We start from the raw sequence: 13,933 nt of genomic DNA on the forward strand, positions 1-13,933 counted from the left end.
GGGCCCGGGATGGCGGCCGAACTGGTGAGGGGGCAGAACCATCCCCTCACCGAAACCCGTCTGGAGATCCGGGTGTCGGCCGGGCACCCGGTCGTCGCGGGCGCCACGCTCGCCGACGACCGCGGTGCCGTGCACGGCACCGCGCGCGTGGCCCATCCCGGCGCGCCCTCGCTGCCGGGCCTGGAGGTTCCACGTCAGGCGGCGGCCGACCACCGCATCGCCGTCGACCTCGACGCGATGCCGCAGGACGTGCACCGTGTCACCGTCCTCCTCGCCCTGCCGCTCGGCACCGGCGGCCCGAGCCGGTTCGGTGCCGTCGCGGCCCCGTTCCTGGCGGTCACCGGTCTCGACGGCGCCGAGCAGGCCAGCTACACGATCACCGACCTCGACACGGAGTCGGCGGTCGTCGCCCTGGAGCTGTACCGCAGAGCGGGCGCCTGGAAGGTGCGCGCCATCGGCCAGGGCTACGCCGACGGCCTCGCCGCGCTCCTCGCCGACCAGGGCCTGACCGACGCGCCCGCACTCGCCGGCGCCGTCCACGACGCGGTCGCCCGCGGACTGGCCCGCGCGGTCGCGCCGCCGCCCCGGTCGAGCGACGAGACGCAGGTCCGCCAGACGGCGGCCGCCGGCGCCGCCACGGGCGGCCTGCCGCCCACCGCGCCGCCCCCGAGCAGCACCCCGCCGACGGGCGGCCCGATCGACTACAAACACCCGGGCCGCCAGGCACCCCCGCCGCCCCCGGCCGCGGCACCGGCCGAGCCGGACCACCCCGCGACCCCGGTCGCGGGCGACGCCACCGGCTGGTCCATGGAGGAGCGGCTCTACAACCAGGTGTGGGGCATGTTCGAGGACATGGCCCGCAGCACGGCCGCCTACCGCAGCGCCGTCGACTTCGCCGACTCCCGCCGGGAGCAGGAGCTCGACCAGGTCCTCTCCGACCCGCGCAGCCGCATCGGCGGGCAGGCGGACGCGGCGCGCGAGGCCGCCCGTGCCAAGCACGACTCCCTCGTCGACCGCGCGCGTGAGGCCCTGGACCGGGACCTGGCGCAGCTCGCCGCCGAGGCCGATGTCGTCGAGCCGGCGCTCCCGGCCCCGTACGCCCGCTGGGACAACCCGTGCTGGCACGCCTACCGCAGCCCCATGGAGATGCCCATGGCGGTCCGGCTCGGCGATCTGCGGCTGCCCGAGGGCGAGGCCGCCGGGATCGGCATCCCGATGCTGGTGCGCCTTCCGCTGGAGCGCGGCCTGTGGATCGACTCCGGCTCCGCGGCCGGTGACGCGCTCACCAACGCCGACGAGCTGCGCTCCCGCGCCGCCCGCACCGCGGTCCTGCACGCGGCCCGGCTCCTCGCCGCCTACCCGGCCGGCGAGTTCGCCGTCCACGTGATCGACCCCGCGGGCACGGCGGCGGGAGCGCTCGCTCCGCTCGTCGACGCGGGGGTGCTCGCCGGACCGGTGGCCAGGGGAGCGGCCGGGGTCTCCGAGACGCTCGCCCGGCTGACCGAGCGCGTCGACCTGGTGCAGATGGCGGTCCGGGCCGGCGCCGCCGACGCGCTCCCGCCCGACCTGGACCTCGCCGAGCAGCTCCTGATCGTGCACGACTTCCCGCACGGCTTCGACGACCGCGCGGTGACCCGGCTGCGCTATCTCGCGGACGAGGGCCCCCGGGTCGGCGTCCACCTGATGCTGGTCGCCGATCGGGAGGACGCCGCCGAGTACGGGCCGCTCCTGGACCCGCTGTGGCGCGCGCTGCTCCGCCTGACGCCCGTGCCGGACGACCACCTGGCCGATCCCTGGGTCGGGCACGCGTGGACGTACGAGCCGCCCACCGTCCCGCACGGCAGCGCGGTGCTGCGCCAGGCCCTCGCCGAGGTGGCCAGAGCGCGTGCGGATCTTCGAGGGGAAAGAGGTCGCTGAGCCCCTGACCTGCGTATTTGGAGATTCCTTTACTTAAGCCTTTACCTTTCGTGGGGCATTCGGGTACTCTCCTTTACGCGGAGGGGAGTACTCCCCATGCGCGACGTTCCCGTCAATACGGACCCGGCCCGATGCCGTGGATCCCGGGGCGTCGGCCCGCGGCGCGGTCCCCGCGCCCGGGTGGAAGAGACCTCCGGCAGCGACGACGCTGATCAGTAGCCGTACGACGCCGGAGGCGCAGTGGACGTATCGATCACTCTCTGGGTACTGACCGTTCTCGGTCTGGGTGCCCTCATCGCGGTCGACTTCTTCATCGGGCGCAAGCCCCATGACGTGTCGATCAAGGAAGCGGGCATCTGGACGGTGGTCTGGATCGTGCTCGCCGCGCTCTTCGGCGTCGGCATCACGATCTGGGGCAGCGGACAGGCCGGCGGCGAGTTCTTCGCGGGCTTCATCACCGAGAAGTCGCTCAGTGTCGACAACCTCTTCGTGTTCATCCTGATCATGGCGAAGTTCTCGGTGCCGTCCCACCTGCAGCAGCGCGTGCTGCTCTTCGGCGTGCTCATCGCGCTCGTCCTGCGGGCGATCTTCATCGCGGCCGGCGCGGCGATCATCGCCAGCTTCTCGTGGGTCTTCTACCTCTTCGGTGCCTTCCTCATCTACACCGCCTGGAAGCTCATCAAGGAGGCCATGGCGGACGAGGAGGACGAGGAGTTCGAGGAGAACCGGCTCCTGAAGTCCATCGAGAAGAAGTTCGGCGTCGCGGACCGCTACCACGGCACCAAGCTCTTCATCGTGCAGCACGGCAAGAAGGTCATGACGCCGCTCCTGGTCGTCATGCTCGCCATCGGCATGACCGACGTGCTGTTCGCGATGGACTCGATCCCCGCGATCTTCGGCCTCACCCAGGACCCGTACATCGTCTTCACGGCCAACGCGTTCGCGCTGATGGGCCTGCGCCAGCTGTACTTCCTCATCGGCGGTCTGCTGCGCAAGCTGGTCCACCTCAGCTACGGCCTGTCGGTGGTCCTCGGCTTCATCGGCATCAAGCTCGTGCTGCACGCGCTGCACGAGTCCGGGGTGCACGTGCCCGAGATCTCCATCCCGGTCTCGCTCGCGGTCATCTGCGGCGTCCTCGTCATCACGACGATCACGAGCCTCGTCGCCTCCAAGAAGCAGGCCCAGCGGGAAGCCGCCGAAGAGTCCGCGAAGGACAGCGTCGAGGCCTGACGACAGCAGGCGTAGAAAACACCAGCACCGGGAGGTGCGGCGTCCGGTTGCCGCACGCGCCTCCCGGTGCTTGTTTGGCTATGAGGGCTCCCCGCTCCGGGGAGCCACGGCACGACGGGGATGGACCCCATGAGCCAGAAATTCGTTCAGATCATCGACTTCGAGACGCAGCGCATCGACGAGGTGCGAGCGCTCCTCCTCGACTTCGAGCAGCAGATGATGGCGCAGTCTCCGCGTCCCGACAGCGCGCCCACGCACCGCATGATGCTCGCGGACCGCGACACCGAGGGCCGCCACCTCGCGATCGTCGAGTTCGAGTCGTACGAGGACGCGATGCGCAACAACGACCGGCCCGAGATCAACAAGCTCAGCGAGCAGCTCGTCGCCCTGTGCACGCGCCCGCCGGTCTTCACCAATTGCGACCTGACCGACTCCCGCGAGCTGAAGTGAGGCAGCCCGCCGCTCCGGCGCCGACCGCCGCCTGACCCACCCGACGGCCCGCGCCGAAGTCGCGCCCCCGCCCGCCCCCGGGCACCATCGAGGCATGATCACCAGACTCCGGGCCCTCGCCACCCAGTGGTACGTCGTCGTCCCGGTGGTGGCGGTCGTGCTGCTCGGGTTCACCTGGGGGCGCGATCTGCCCGGTGCCGTCGTCGCGATCGCCTCCGTCGTCCTCGCCGCGTCCGTCCTCGCGGCCGTCCACCACGCCGAGGTCGTCGCCCACCGCGTCGGCGAACCCTTCGGCTCCCTGGTCCTCGCCGTCGCCGTCACCATCATCGAAGTGGCCCTCATCGTCACGCTGATGGCCGACGGCGGCGACAAGAGCGCCACCCTCGCCCGGGACACGGTGTTCGCCGCCGTCATGATCACCTGCAACGGCATCGTCGGCATCAGCCTGCTCTCCGCCGCCCTGCGCCACCGCGTGGCCGTCTTCCAGTCCGAGGGCACCGGAGGAGCACTCGCCACCGTCGCCACGCTCGCGACCCTGTGCCTGGTCCTGCCGACCTTCACCACCAGCAAGCTCGGCCCCGAGTTCTCCACCTCGCAACTGGTCTTCGCGGCCGTCGCAGCGGTCGTCCTCTACGGACTCTTCGTCGCGACGCAGACCGTCCGCCACCGCGACTACTTCCTGCCGATCACCAAGCACGGCGAGGTCATCGACGCGGACGACCACGCCGACGTGCCGACCACCCGCACCGCCCTGACCAGCCTCGGGCTGCTCGCCCTCGCCCTCGTCGGCGTGGTGGGCCTCGCCAAGGGCGTCTCCAAGACGATCGAGCACGGCGTGGAGGCGGCCGGCATGCCGCACGCCGTCGTCGGCGTGATCATCGCGCTGCTCGTCCTGCTCCCGGAGACCATCGCGGCCCTCCGCGCGGCCCGCCGCGACCGCGTGCAGACCAGCCTCAACCTCGCGCTCGGCTCCGCGATGGCCAGCATCGGCCTGACCGTCCCCGCCGTCGCCATCGCCTCGTTCTGGCTGTCGGGCCCCCTCGTCCTCGGCCTCGGCGCCACGCACATGGTGCTCCTCGCGCTCACCCTGATCGTCAGCACGCTGACCGTCGTCCCCGGCAGGGCGACTCCGCTCCAGGGCGGCGTCCACCTCGTCATCCTCGCCGCCTACGTGGAACTCGCCGTCACCCCCTGATCCCGCGGACCGATACGCCCCGTTGGGCGGAGCGCCCGCGTGATAGACCCACAGGGAGCAAACGCCCGACGTACGGAGGTCCTCGTGCCGCACACCCTCGCCACCGCCCCGATCATGGTGCTCAACGGCCCCAACCTGAACCTGCTCGGCAAGCGGCAGCCCGAGATCTACGGCCGGGACACGCTCGCCGACGTCGAGGCCCTGTGCGTCAAGGCGGCCGCCGCGCACGGCGCCACCGTCGACTTCCGCCAGTCCAACCACGAGGGTGAACTCGTCGACTGGATCCACGAGGCCCGCGAACACCACGTCGGCATCGTCATCAACCCGGCCGCCTACTCGCACACCTCCGTCGCGATCCTCGACGCGCTCAACACCTGCGACGGACTGCCCGTGATCGAGGTCCACATCTCCAACATCCACCAGCGCGAGGAGTTCCGGCACCACTCCTACGTGTCGCTGCGCGCCGACGGCGTGATCGCGGGATGCGGCGTACAGGGCTACGCGTTCGGCGTGGAGCGCGTCGCCGCCCTCGCCGCTCCCGGCGCCGCGGGGGCCTGAGCGGGGCTGCGGGAACGCCGGAGGCACGCGCGCGCAGCGCTCAGTTCAGACGGCCCGCCTCCACGATGCGGCGCAGGAACTTCTGCGTCCGTTCCTCCTGCGGGTCCTCGAACACCTCCTGGGGAGCCCCCCGTTCGAGGACCACGCCGCCGTCCAGGAAGCACACCTGGTCGGCGACCTCGCGCGCGAAGCTCATCTCGTGCGTCGCCAGCACCATGGTCATGCCCTCGCCCTTGAGGTCGCGCACGACGTCCAGGACCTCACCGACGAGCTCGGGATCCAGGGCCGCGGTGATCTCGTCGAGCAGCAGCAGCCGGGGACGTACGGCCAGGGCCCGCACGATCGCCGCACGCTGCTGCTGGCCGCCGCTGAGCCGGTCCGGGTACTCCGTCGCCTTCGCCCCGAGCCCGAGTCGCTCCAGGAGCCCCCTGGCCTGCTCCTCGGCCTCGTTCCGGGAGACGCCGTGCACCCGGCGCGGCGCGAGCGTCACGTTCTCCAGGACGGTCATGTGCGGGAACAGGTTGTAGGCCTGGAAGACCACCCCGATCCGCCGGCGCACGGCGTCCGCGTCCGCGCGCGGGTCGGTGATCTCCTCGCCGTCCAGCCAGATCGCCCCGTCGTCGATCTCCTCCAGGAGATTGGCGCAGCGCAACAGGGTCGACTTGCCGGAACCCGACGCGCCGATCAGGGCGGTCACGGTGTGCTGCGGGACGTCCAGGTCGACGTCCCGCAGCACCACCGTCTCGCCGAAGGTCTTGCGGACGGACTCCATCCGCAGCACCGGCTCGGTCATACGAGACCTCCTTGCGCCCGGCGCCGGTCCATCCGGGCCGTCACCCAGTCGGTGAACCGGGTCATGGGGATCGTGAGGGCGACGAACACCAGGCCCGCCACTACATAGGGCGTGTAGTTGAAGTCCTTGCTCGCGATGATCTGCGCCGCGTACACGGCGTCCACCGCCCCGCCGATGGAGACCAGACCGGTGTCCTTCTGGAGCGACACCAGGTCGTTCAGCAAGGGCGGCACGACGCGGCGCACCGCCTGAGGGATGACGACGTGGCGCAGCGTCTGCCGGTTGCTGAGCCCCAGGGAGCGCGCGGCGGCCCGCTGCGAGGGGTGCACGGACTCGATGCCGGCCCGGAAGACCTCGGCGACGTACGCCGAGTACGTGAGCACCAGCGCGGTGCCGCCCAGCAGTACCGGATCCGTCGTCACACCCTGGAGGCGCAGCGCGGGCACCCCGAAGATGACCAGCAACAGGCAGATGATGAGCGGCAGTCCGCGGAAGAAGTCCGTGTACGCCGTCGCCAGGGCGCGCAGCGGGAAGAACACCGGGCCGCGCAGCGTCCGCGCGAGCGCCAGCAGCATCCCCAGGACGAGCACGCACGCACCGCACACCACAAGAAGGCGCACGTTCAGCCACAGCCCGTCCAGGACCTGGGGCAGCGCCACGCGCGCGTAGTGCGCACTGAAGAACGTCTCTTTCGTCCGCTCCCAGCCGGGGGAGTTGACGACGACGAGGAACAGCACGGCGCCGGTCACCAGGGTGCTCAGCGCCGCCACGGCCGTGGCCCGGCGCGCGCGAACCCGCTTGTGCCGCTCCCGCGCCAGGCGGCGCTCCGAGGGTACGTAGGCGTCCTCGACGGTGGACGCCTCCTTGGTGACGGTCACTTGAGCACCGGAGCGTCGACGGCTTCGGAGAGCCACTTCTTCTCCAGGGAGGCGAGCGTGCCGTTGTCGCGGAGCTTGTCCACGGCCCCGGAGACGCACGACGTCAGCGTGCTCTCCTTGTCGAGCACGAGGCCGAACCGCTCGGGCGTGCCCGTCGTGTTCTCGAACTGTCCCACCACTTCGGCGTCGGTGACCTCGGCGCCCGTGATGTAGAAGGCGGTCGGCAGGTCGACGACGATGGCGTCCACCTGGCCGTTCTTGAGGGCCGACTTGGCGAAGTCGTTCTTCTGGTAGACGGCCGGCTTCTGGGTGGGCTTCACGAGGTTGTTGATGAAGTCCAGGCTGGTGGTGCCCACTTGGGCGCCCAGCTTCACGTTCTTGAGGTCCGCGACGCTCTTCGCCTTGGCCGCCTTGGACGTCTTCAGGGCGACGACGGCCTGGCGCACGTCGTAGTAGCCGGACGAGAACGCGACGGCCTTCTTGCGCTGGTCGCTGATCGACACCTGATTGATGTCGAAGTCGAACTTCTTGGCGCCCGGGGCGAAGGAGCTGTTGAACGGAACGGTCTGCCAGGCCACCTGGCCCTTGTCGTAGCCGAGCTGCTTCGCCACGGCGTAGGCGACGGCGGACTCGAAGCCCTTCCCGTTGGCCGGGTCGTCGTCCTCGAACCACGGGGCGTAGGCGGGCTTGTCCGTGCCCACGGTGAGCTTGCCGGAGGCGACGGTGGTCAGCTTGCCCGGAGCGCAGGAGGCGGCCGTCGTGGCGTTCCCCGAGGCCTTCTTCTCGGGCTCGGGGGCGCAGGCCGAAGCGGTGACGAGGACGACGGCGGAGCAGACGGCGAGGCGCGCGGCGCGCCGGGCGAGAGGCATGGGCATGGCGGGAGACTGACAGTGCGCGGCCTCACCTGTCGAGATCAGGCCGGTAACTGTCCGCATAGTGGAACGGTGTTGCTGCATTGTGAACGGCCGCAGGCCCGCTCCTCCTTGGGCGCGTGCGCGCCCAGGAGTCACCAACCGCGGGCGCGCCACTCCGGAAGGCCCGGACGCTCGGCGCCCAGCGTCGTGTCGTTGCCGTGCCCCGGGTAGACCCAGGTCTCGTCGGGGAGCACGTCGAAGAGCTTCGTCTCCACGTCGTCGATGAGGCTTGCGAAGGCCTTCGGGTCCTTCCACGTGTTGCCGACGCCGCCCGGGAAGAGGCAGTCGCCCGTGAAGACGTGCGGGTGGCCGTGCGGGTCGTCGTAGACGAGCGCGATGGAGCCCGGCGTGTGGCCCACCAGGTGGCGGGCCGTGAGCCGCACGTTCCCGAACTCGATCACGTCCCCGTCGGCGACGGTCACGTCCGTCGCCACGGGAATGCCCTCGGCGTCGTCGCGCCCCGCGTACGTGCGCGCGCCGGTCGCCTCGACGACCTCCGCGAGGGCCTGCCAGTGGTCGCCGTGCCGGTGGGTGGTGACGACGGCGGTGATGCCGTCGTCACCGATGAGGCGCAGCAGGGTCGCCGGCTCGTTCGCCGCGTCGATCAGGAGCTGCTGGTCGGTGGCCCGGCAGCGCAGCAGGTACGCGTTGTTGTCCATCGGGCCGACCGCGACCTTGGAGATCATCAGGTCCCGCAGCTCGTGCACGTCCGCCGGGCCGCCGACCTTCACTGCTCCGCTGTACGTCATGAGCTCAGCCTATAGCGGGGGCAGTGCGGGCAGCGTGCCCCGGTCGACGGTCAGGGCGCTGCCGTCCCGGCGGCCGGAGAGCCAGCCCAGAAGGTCCGCCTGGCGTCCGCGCACGACGATGCCGAGCGGCGGCACCGCACCGTCCTCGATCTCCTCCACGGTGGGGTTCTGCACCGCTCCCGTGGAGATCATCCGGCCGTCGTCCTGCTTGATCAGGATCGGAGGCAGGCCCGGGTGGTCGCGGAAGCGCCGGGCGAGGAAGTTGATCTCTCGCTGGGTGAAGTCCGCCGAGAGGTCCTCCAGCTCGTAGCCGATCCCCAGGTCCACGTGGTGCAGGTCCACCTCGATCCAGCGGCGGAACGGCACGTTTCCGGCCGCGTCCTTGACGCCGTTGCGCAGCTCCACGGTGCGGGCCCAGTCGGCCTCCTCGGCACCCTTGCGCTGGAAGCGCTCGGCGCTCGCCCGCAGATCCGCCACCTGATCGCGCAGCTCGCGCGGGGCGTCCCGCACGATGTCGGCGTCGCGTGCCTCGGCGCTCGCGTACATGGGGAGGCCCGCGAGAACGTTGACGAGCGCGTCCGCGTTCCGGGAGAGATGGGCGAGGACGTGACCCCGGCTCCAGCCGGGAAGCCGTGACGGCTCGGTCACAGCGGCGTTGTCCAGGGTGGCGACCGCGGCGAGCAGCCGGTCGGTCGCCTCGCGTACAGACACCAGGTCGCGCACATGATCACTCATGACGCCGACGATAGTCGGGCCACACGTTCGGGTGAAGGTCGCCTGCTCCACGCCAAAATCGAATGTACGTGCTATAAGCTCGCGGGCGGCGTCGGGCATTCTTGAAGGTCCGGGTTTGTTACCGACAGGGAATCCCACCGGCGTTGTCAGTGGCTCCCTCTAGTCTTCGTAAGGGCAGTCCTCCCGGGCCTCCCGCGTCCTTCGCGACGCGGCCCGCCCCGGGACGCCCGACCTCGGGGGACGGGGGCTCCGCCCCTGTCACTTCACTCAAGAAAGGTGCGGACCGGCGTGGCCGACCGTCTCATCGTCCGTGGTGCCCGCGAGCACAATCTCCGGAACGTCTCGCTCGACCTTCCGCGCGACTCCCTCATCGTCTTCACCGGTCTGTCCGGCTCGGGCAAGTCCTCGCTCGCCTTCGACACGATCTTCGCCGAGGGCCAGCGCCGGTACGTCGAGTCGCTGTCCTCGTACGCCCGCCAGTTCCTCGGCCAGATGGACAAGCCCGACGTCGACTTCATCGAGGGCCTCTCGCCGGCCGTCTCGATCGACCAGAAGTCCACGTCGCGCAACCCGCGGTCCACGGTCGGCACCATCACCGAGGTCTACGACTACCTGCGCCTGCTCTTCGCGCGCATCGGCAAGCCGCACTGTCCGCAGTGCGGCCGCCCGATCGCCCGCCAGTCGCCGCAGGCCATCGTGGACAAGGTCCTCGAGCTGCCCGAGGGCAGCCGCTTCCAGGTCCTGTCGCCGCTCGTGCGCGAGCGCAAGGGCGAGTTCGTCGACCTCTTCGCCGACCTGCAGACCAAGGGTTACGCCCGCGCGCGCGTGGACGGCACGACGATCCAGCTCTCCGAGCCGCCCACGCTGAAGAAGCAGGAGAAGCACACCATCGAGGTGGTCGTCGACCGCCTCACGGTGAAGGAATCCGCCAAGCGCCGCCTCACCGACTCCGTGGAGACCGCCCTCGGCCTGTCCGGCGGCATGGTCGTGCTCGACTTCGTCGACCTCCCCGAGGACGACCCGGAGCGCGAGCGCATGTACTCGGAGCACCTGTACTGCCCGCACGACGACCTGTCCTTCGAGGAGCTCGAACCCCGCTCCTTCTCGTTCAACTCGCCCTTCGGCGCCTGCCCCGACTGCACGGGCATCGGCACGCGCATGGAGGTGGACCCGGAGCTGATCGTCCCCGACGAGGACAAGTCGCTGGACGAAGGCGCCATCCACCCCTGGTCGCACGGCCACACCAAGGACTACTTCGGCCGCCTCATCGGGGCACTCGCGGACGCCCTCGGCTTCCGTACGGACATCCCCTTCGCCGGGCTGCCCCAGCGCGCCAGGAAGGCGCTCCTGTACGGCCACAAGACCCAGATCGAGGTCCGCTACCGCAACCGGTACGGGCGCGAGCGGGTCTACACGACGCCCTTCGAAGGCGCCGTCCCCTTCGTGAAGCGCCGCCACAGCGAGGCCGAGTCGGACTCGAGCCGCGAGCGTTTCGAGGGCTACATGCGCGAGGTGCCCTGCCCCACCTGTGAGGGCACGCGCCTGAAGCCGATCGTCCTGGCCGTCACGGTCATGGGGAAGTCCATCGCCGAGGTCTCGGCGATGTCGATCAGCGACTGCGCCGACTTCCTGGCCCAGCTGACGCTGAACGCGCGCGACAAGAAGATCGCCGAGCGCGTCCTGAAGGAGGTCAACGAGCGGCTCCGCTTCCTCGTCGACGTCGGCCTCGACTACCTGTCGCTCAACCGCGCGGCGGGCACCCTCTCCGGTGGCGAGGCCCAGCGCATCCGGCTCGCCACGCAGATCGGCTCCGGCCTCGTGGGTGTCCTCTACGTGCTCGACGAGCCGTCCATCGGCCTGCACCAGCGGGACAACCACCGGCTGATCGAGACCCTCGTCCGCCTGCGCGACATGGGCAACACGCTCATCGTGGTCGAGCACGACGAGGACACGATCAAGGTCGCCGACTGGGTCGTCGACATCGGCCCCGGCGCGGGCGAGCACGGCGGCAAGGTCGTGCACAGCGGCCCCTTGAAGGAGCTGCTGGGCAACGCGGAATCGATGACCGGCCAGTACCTGTCGGGCAAGAGGTCCATCCCGGTTCCCGACATCCGCCGGCCGGTCGACCCGTCGCGCCGCCTGACCGTCCACGGCGCCAAGGAGAACAACCTGCGGGACATCGACGTGTCCTTCCCGCTGGGCGTCCTCACGGCGGTCACCGGAGTCTCCGGCTCCGGCAAGTCGACGCTGGTCAACGACATCCTGTACACGCACCTGGCCCGCGAGCTCAACGGCGCGCGGTCCGTCCCCGGCCGCCACACGCGGGTCGAGGGCGACGACCTGGTCGACAAGGTCGTGCACGTCGACCAGTCGCCCATCGGCCGCACCCCGCGGTCCAACCCGGCGACGTACACGGGCGTCTTCGATCACGTCCGCAAGCTGTTCGCCGAGACCACCGAGGCGAAGGTGCGCGGCTATCTGCCCGGACGCTTCTCCTTCAACGTCAAGGGCGGCCGCTGCGAGAACTGCTCGGGCGACGGCACGATCAAGATCGAGATGAACTTCCTCCCGGACGTCTACGTCCCGTGCGAGGTCTGCCACGGCGCGCGGTACAACCGCGAGACCCTGGAGGTCCACTACAAGGGCAAGTCCATCGCCGAGGTCCTGGACATGCCGATCGAGGAGGCCCTCGGCTTCTTCGAGGCGGTCCCGGCGATCGCCCGTCACCTGAAGACGCTCAACGACGTGGGCCTCGGCTACGTCCGTCTCGGGCAGTCCGCGCCGACCCTCTCCGGTGGTGAGGCCCAGCGCGTGAAGCTCGCGAGCGAGCTGCAGAAGCGTTCCACGGGCCGCACGGTCTACGTGCTCGACGAGCCGACCACGGGTCTGCACTTCGAGGACATCAGCAAGCTGATCACGGTCCTGTCGGGCCTCGTGGACAAGGGCAACTCGGTCATCGTGATCGAGCACAACCTCGACGTGATCAAGACGGCCGACTGGATCGTCGACATGGGCCCGGAGGGGGGCAACGGCGGCGGTCTGGTCGTTGCCGAGGGCACCCCGGAGCAGGTCGCGGCCGTCCCGACCAGCCACACCGGCAAGTTCCTCCAGGACGTGCTGGGCGCCGACCGGGTCGGTGACGCGGTGGTGCCGGCGGCGCGGACCCGCAAGACGGCCAAGAAGGCCGTGGCTGCGGCGGCCAAGACTCCGGCGAAGAAGACCGCGACGGCGAAGACGGCCACCGCCGCCAAGCCGGCCAAGACGGCCAAGGCGGCCAAGACGACCAAGGCCGCCGCGAAGAAGGCGACGAGCCGGACGCGCAAGGCCTGAATGACACAGAGTGCGGATGCGTGGCGAGATCGTCACGCTCCGTGAAAATTGTGGCGCCCCGCGGGAACTCCCCGCGGGGCGCCGTGCGTTCACTGATCAACCGGCCGACGTCGGACGCACGTTGACAACAGCAGAGTGAGGGAGAGGGGGAGAGAGGGCGCGGAGGAGAGGGGAAAGGGGCGCGGGCGTGCGGGCAACGGGCGGCTACAGGGAGCCGACCTCGGCGGCGTACGGCGGCTCCGCCCCCGCCCGGGAGCACGTGATCGCCGCGGCGCGGGCGGCGAAGCGCAGCAGCCGGACCCAGTCGTCACCGCTCAACTGCCCCAGTGCGGCGGGGGAGAGGGCGTCCAGCGCCGAAAGCCCGTACAGCAGCGCCGCGTTGACGGTGTCACCCGCACCGATGGTGTCCACGACGTCCACCCGCTCGCCCGGCACGGTGTGGGTGCCGCCGTCCCGGGTGAAGGCGGTCAGGCCTTCGCCGCCCCTGGTGACGACCACGGCCGACGGGCCCGCCGCCAGCCATTCCTGAGGGGTGCCGCCCAGCCACCGGGCGTCCTCCTCGGACAGCTTCAGCAGGGCCGTCGAGGGCAGCCAGCTCTTGAACCGGGCCCGGTAGGCGTCCGGGTCGGGGATCAGACCGGCCCGGATGTTGGGGTCGAGCGCCGTGAAGACCCCCGAGGCTGCGGCGGACCGCATCAGCTCCTCGTACGCGGTGGCGCCGGGCTCCAGCACGAGCGAGCAGGTGCCGAACGACACCGCGCGCGTCCCCGCGGGCAGGGCGTCCGGCATCGCGAACAGCCGGTCGGCGGTGCCCTCCACGTAGAAGGAGTACCCGGCGGAGCCGTCGGTGTCGATGGAGGCGACGGCCAGCGTCGTCGGCTCGTCGCCCCGCTGTACGGGGGAGACGTCCACCCCGGCTTCCCCCAGTCCGCCGAGAAGGGCCTCGCCGAACGCGTCACGGGACACGCGGGAACAGAAGGCGACAGGAGATCCGAGCCGGCCCAGCGCCACCGCCGTGTTGTAGGGGCCGCCGCCCAGGCGCGGAGCGAGATCGGGGAGCCGGCCCCGTTCCCCGACCGGCCCGGTACCGGTGTCCGGCCCCTGCGGGACGAGGTCGATCAGGGCCTCTCCGGCGACGACGATCACGGTGGTTCCTCCCAGTGGTTCGGGGTGGGGCGGGGTGC

Annotated in this window: 12 protein-coding genes; 6 read left to right on the forward strand and 6 right to left on the reverse strand. The window is 70.7% G+C overall.

What is annotated here, in order from left to right; all coding sequences use genetic code 11:
- Window positions 1-9: 9 nt before the first annotated feature.
- The 5 genes from ACZ4E1_RS02760 (at window position 10) to aroQ (ending at window position 5,350) form a co-directional block, all read left to right on the forward strand.
- Window positions 10-1,917, forward strand: a complete 1,908-nt coding sequence (locus ACZ4E1_RS02760) for a TerD family protein (protein WP_467535124.1) — start codon at window positions 10-12, stop codon at window positions 1,915-1,917.
- A gap of 240 nt (window positions 1,918-2,157) precedes the next feature.
- Window positions 2,158-3,147 (forward strand): TerC/Alx family metal homeostasis membrane protein, encoded by a 990-nt coding sequence (locus ACZ4E1_RS02765; protein WP_467535126.1) that lies wholly within the window; start codon window positions 2,158-2,160, stop codon window positions 3,145-3,147.
- A 129-nt stretch (window positions 3,148-3,276) separates the two neighbouring features.
- Window positions 3,277-3,597, forward strand: a complete 321-nt coding sequence (locus ACZ4E1_RS02770; protein ID WP_467535128.1) for a hypothetical protein — start codon at window positions 3,277-3,279, stop codon at window positions 3,595-3,597.
- Window positions 3,598-3,691: 94 nt separating this feature from the next.
- Window positions 3,692-4,792, forward strand: a complete 1,101-nt coding sequence (locus ACZ4E1_RS02775) for a calcium:cation antiporter (RefSeq protein ID WP_467535129.1) — start codon at window positions 3,692-3,694, stop codon at window positions 4,790-4,792.
- An 84-nt stretch (window positions 4,793-4,876) separates the two neighbouring features.
- Complete coding sequence (gene aroQ / locus ACZ4E1_RS02780) at window positions 4,877-5,350, forward strand: type II 3-dehydroquinate dehydratase (RefSeq protein ID WP_467535131.1); 474 nt, start codon at window positions 4,877-4,879, stop codon at window positions 5,348-5,350.
- A 40-nt stretch (window positions 5,351-5,390) separates the two neighbouring features.
- Here the strand turns inward: aroQ and ACZ4E1_RS02785 are convergent, their stop codons facing one another.
- From ACZ4E1_RS02785 to ACZ4E1_RS02805, 5 genes are all read right to left on the reverse strand, one after another.
- Window positions 5,391-6,143: an amino acid ABC transporter ATP-binding protein gene (locus ACZ4E1_RS02785; protein WP_467535133.1), complete on the reverse strand. Its 753-nt coding sequence runs from the start codon at window positions 6,141-6,143 to the stop codon at window positions 5,391-5,393.
- Entirely contained in the window at window positions 6,140-7,021 is an 882-nt protein-coding gene (locus tag ACZ4E1_RS02790; RefSeq protein ID WP_467535134.1) for an amino acid ABC transporter permease, read from the reverse strand. Before ACZ4E1_RS02790 ends, ACZ4E1_RS02785 begins: the two co-directional genes overlap by 4 nt.
- Window positions 7,018-7,890 (reverse strand): ABC transporter substrate-binding protein, encoded by an 873-nt coding sequence (locus ACZ4E1_RS02795; protein ID WP_467535424.1) that lies wholly within the window; start codon window positions 7,888-7,890, stop codon window positions 7,018-7,020. The genes ACZ4E1_RS02790 and ACZ4E1_RS02795 overlap by 4 nt, the downstream gene beginning before the upstream one ends.
- 137 nt (window positions 7,891-8,027) lie before the next feature.
- Entirely contained in the window at window positions 8,028-8,684 is a 657-nt protein-coding gene (locus ACZ4E1_RS02800) for an MBL fold metallo-hydrolase (protein ID WP_467535136.1), read from the reverse strand.
- Window positions 8,685-8,693: 9 nt separating this feature from the next.
- Window positions 8,694-9,419, reverse strand: a complete 726-nt coding sequence (locus tag ACZ4E1_RS02805) for a maleylpyruvate isomerase family mycothiol-dependent enzyme (RefSeq protein ID WP_467535138.1) — start codon at window positions 9,417-9,419, stop codon at window positions 8,694-8,696.
- Window positions 9,420-9,707: 288 nt separating this feature from the next.
- Here ACZ4E1_RS02805 and uvrA point away from each other — a divergent pair, with 288 nt between their 5' ends.
- A complete protein-coding gene (uvrA, locus tag ACZ4E1_RS02810) occupies window positions 9,708-12,749 on the forward strand; it encodes an excinuclease ABC subunit UvrA (protein ID WP_467535139.1) in 3,042 nt (1,013 codons plus the stop codon).
- Between the two features lie 204 nt (window positions 12,750-12,953).
- Here uvrA and ACZ4E1_RS02815 read toward each other — a convergent pair whose 3' ends face one another.
- On the reverse strand, window positions 12,954-13,895 hold the full coding sequence (locus ACZ4E1_RS02815) for a carbohydrate kinase family protein (RefSeq protein ID WP_467535141.1): 942 nt from the start codon (window positions 13,893-13,895) through the stop codon (window positions 12,954-12,956).
- Window positions 13,896-13,933 lie beyond the last annotated feature (38 nt).

The sequence above is a fragment of the Streptomyces sp. NPDC025806 genome, assembly GCF_055558275.1.

Coding starts and splice junctions, on each gene's coding strand:
- ACZ4E1_RS02770 (WP_467535128.1), top strand. CDS start 3,277: ATGAGCCAGAAATTCGTTCAGATCATCGACTTCGAGACGCAGCGCATC.
- ACZ4E1_RS02800 (WP_467535136.1), bottom strand. CDS start 8,684: ATGACGTACAGCGGAGCAGTGAAGGTCGGCGGCCCGGCGGACGTGCAC.
- ACZ4E1_RS02775 (WP_467535129.1), top strand. CDS start 3,692: ATGATCACCAGACTCCGGGCCCTCGCCACCCAGTGGTACGTCGTCGTC.
- ACZ4E1_RS02785 (WP_467535133.1), bottom strand. CDS start 6,143: ATGACCGAGCCGGTGCTGCGGATGGAGTCCGTCCGCAAGACCTTCGGC.
- ACZ4E1_RS02795 (WP_467535424.1), bottom strand. CDS start 7,890: ATGCCTCTCGCCCGGCGCGCCGCGCGCCTCGCCGTCTGCTCCGCCGTC.
- ACZ4E1_RS02805 (WP_467535138.1), bottom strand. CDS start 9,419: ATGAGTGATCATGTGCGCGACCTGGTGTCTGTACGCGAGGCGACCGAC.
- ACZ4E1_RS02760 (WP_467535124.1), top strand. CDS start 10: ATGGCGGCCGAACTGGTGAGGGGGCAGAACCATCCCCTCACCGAAACC.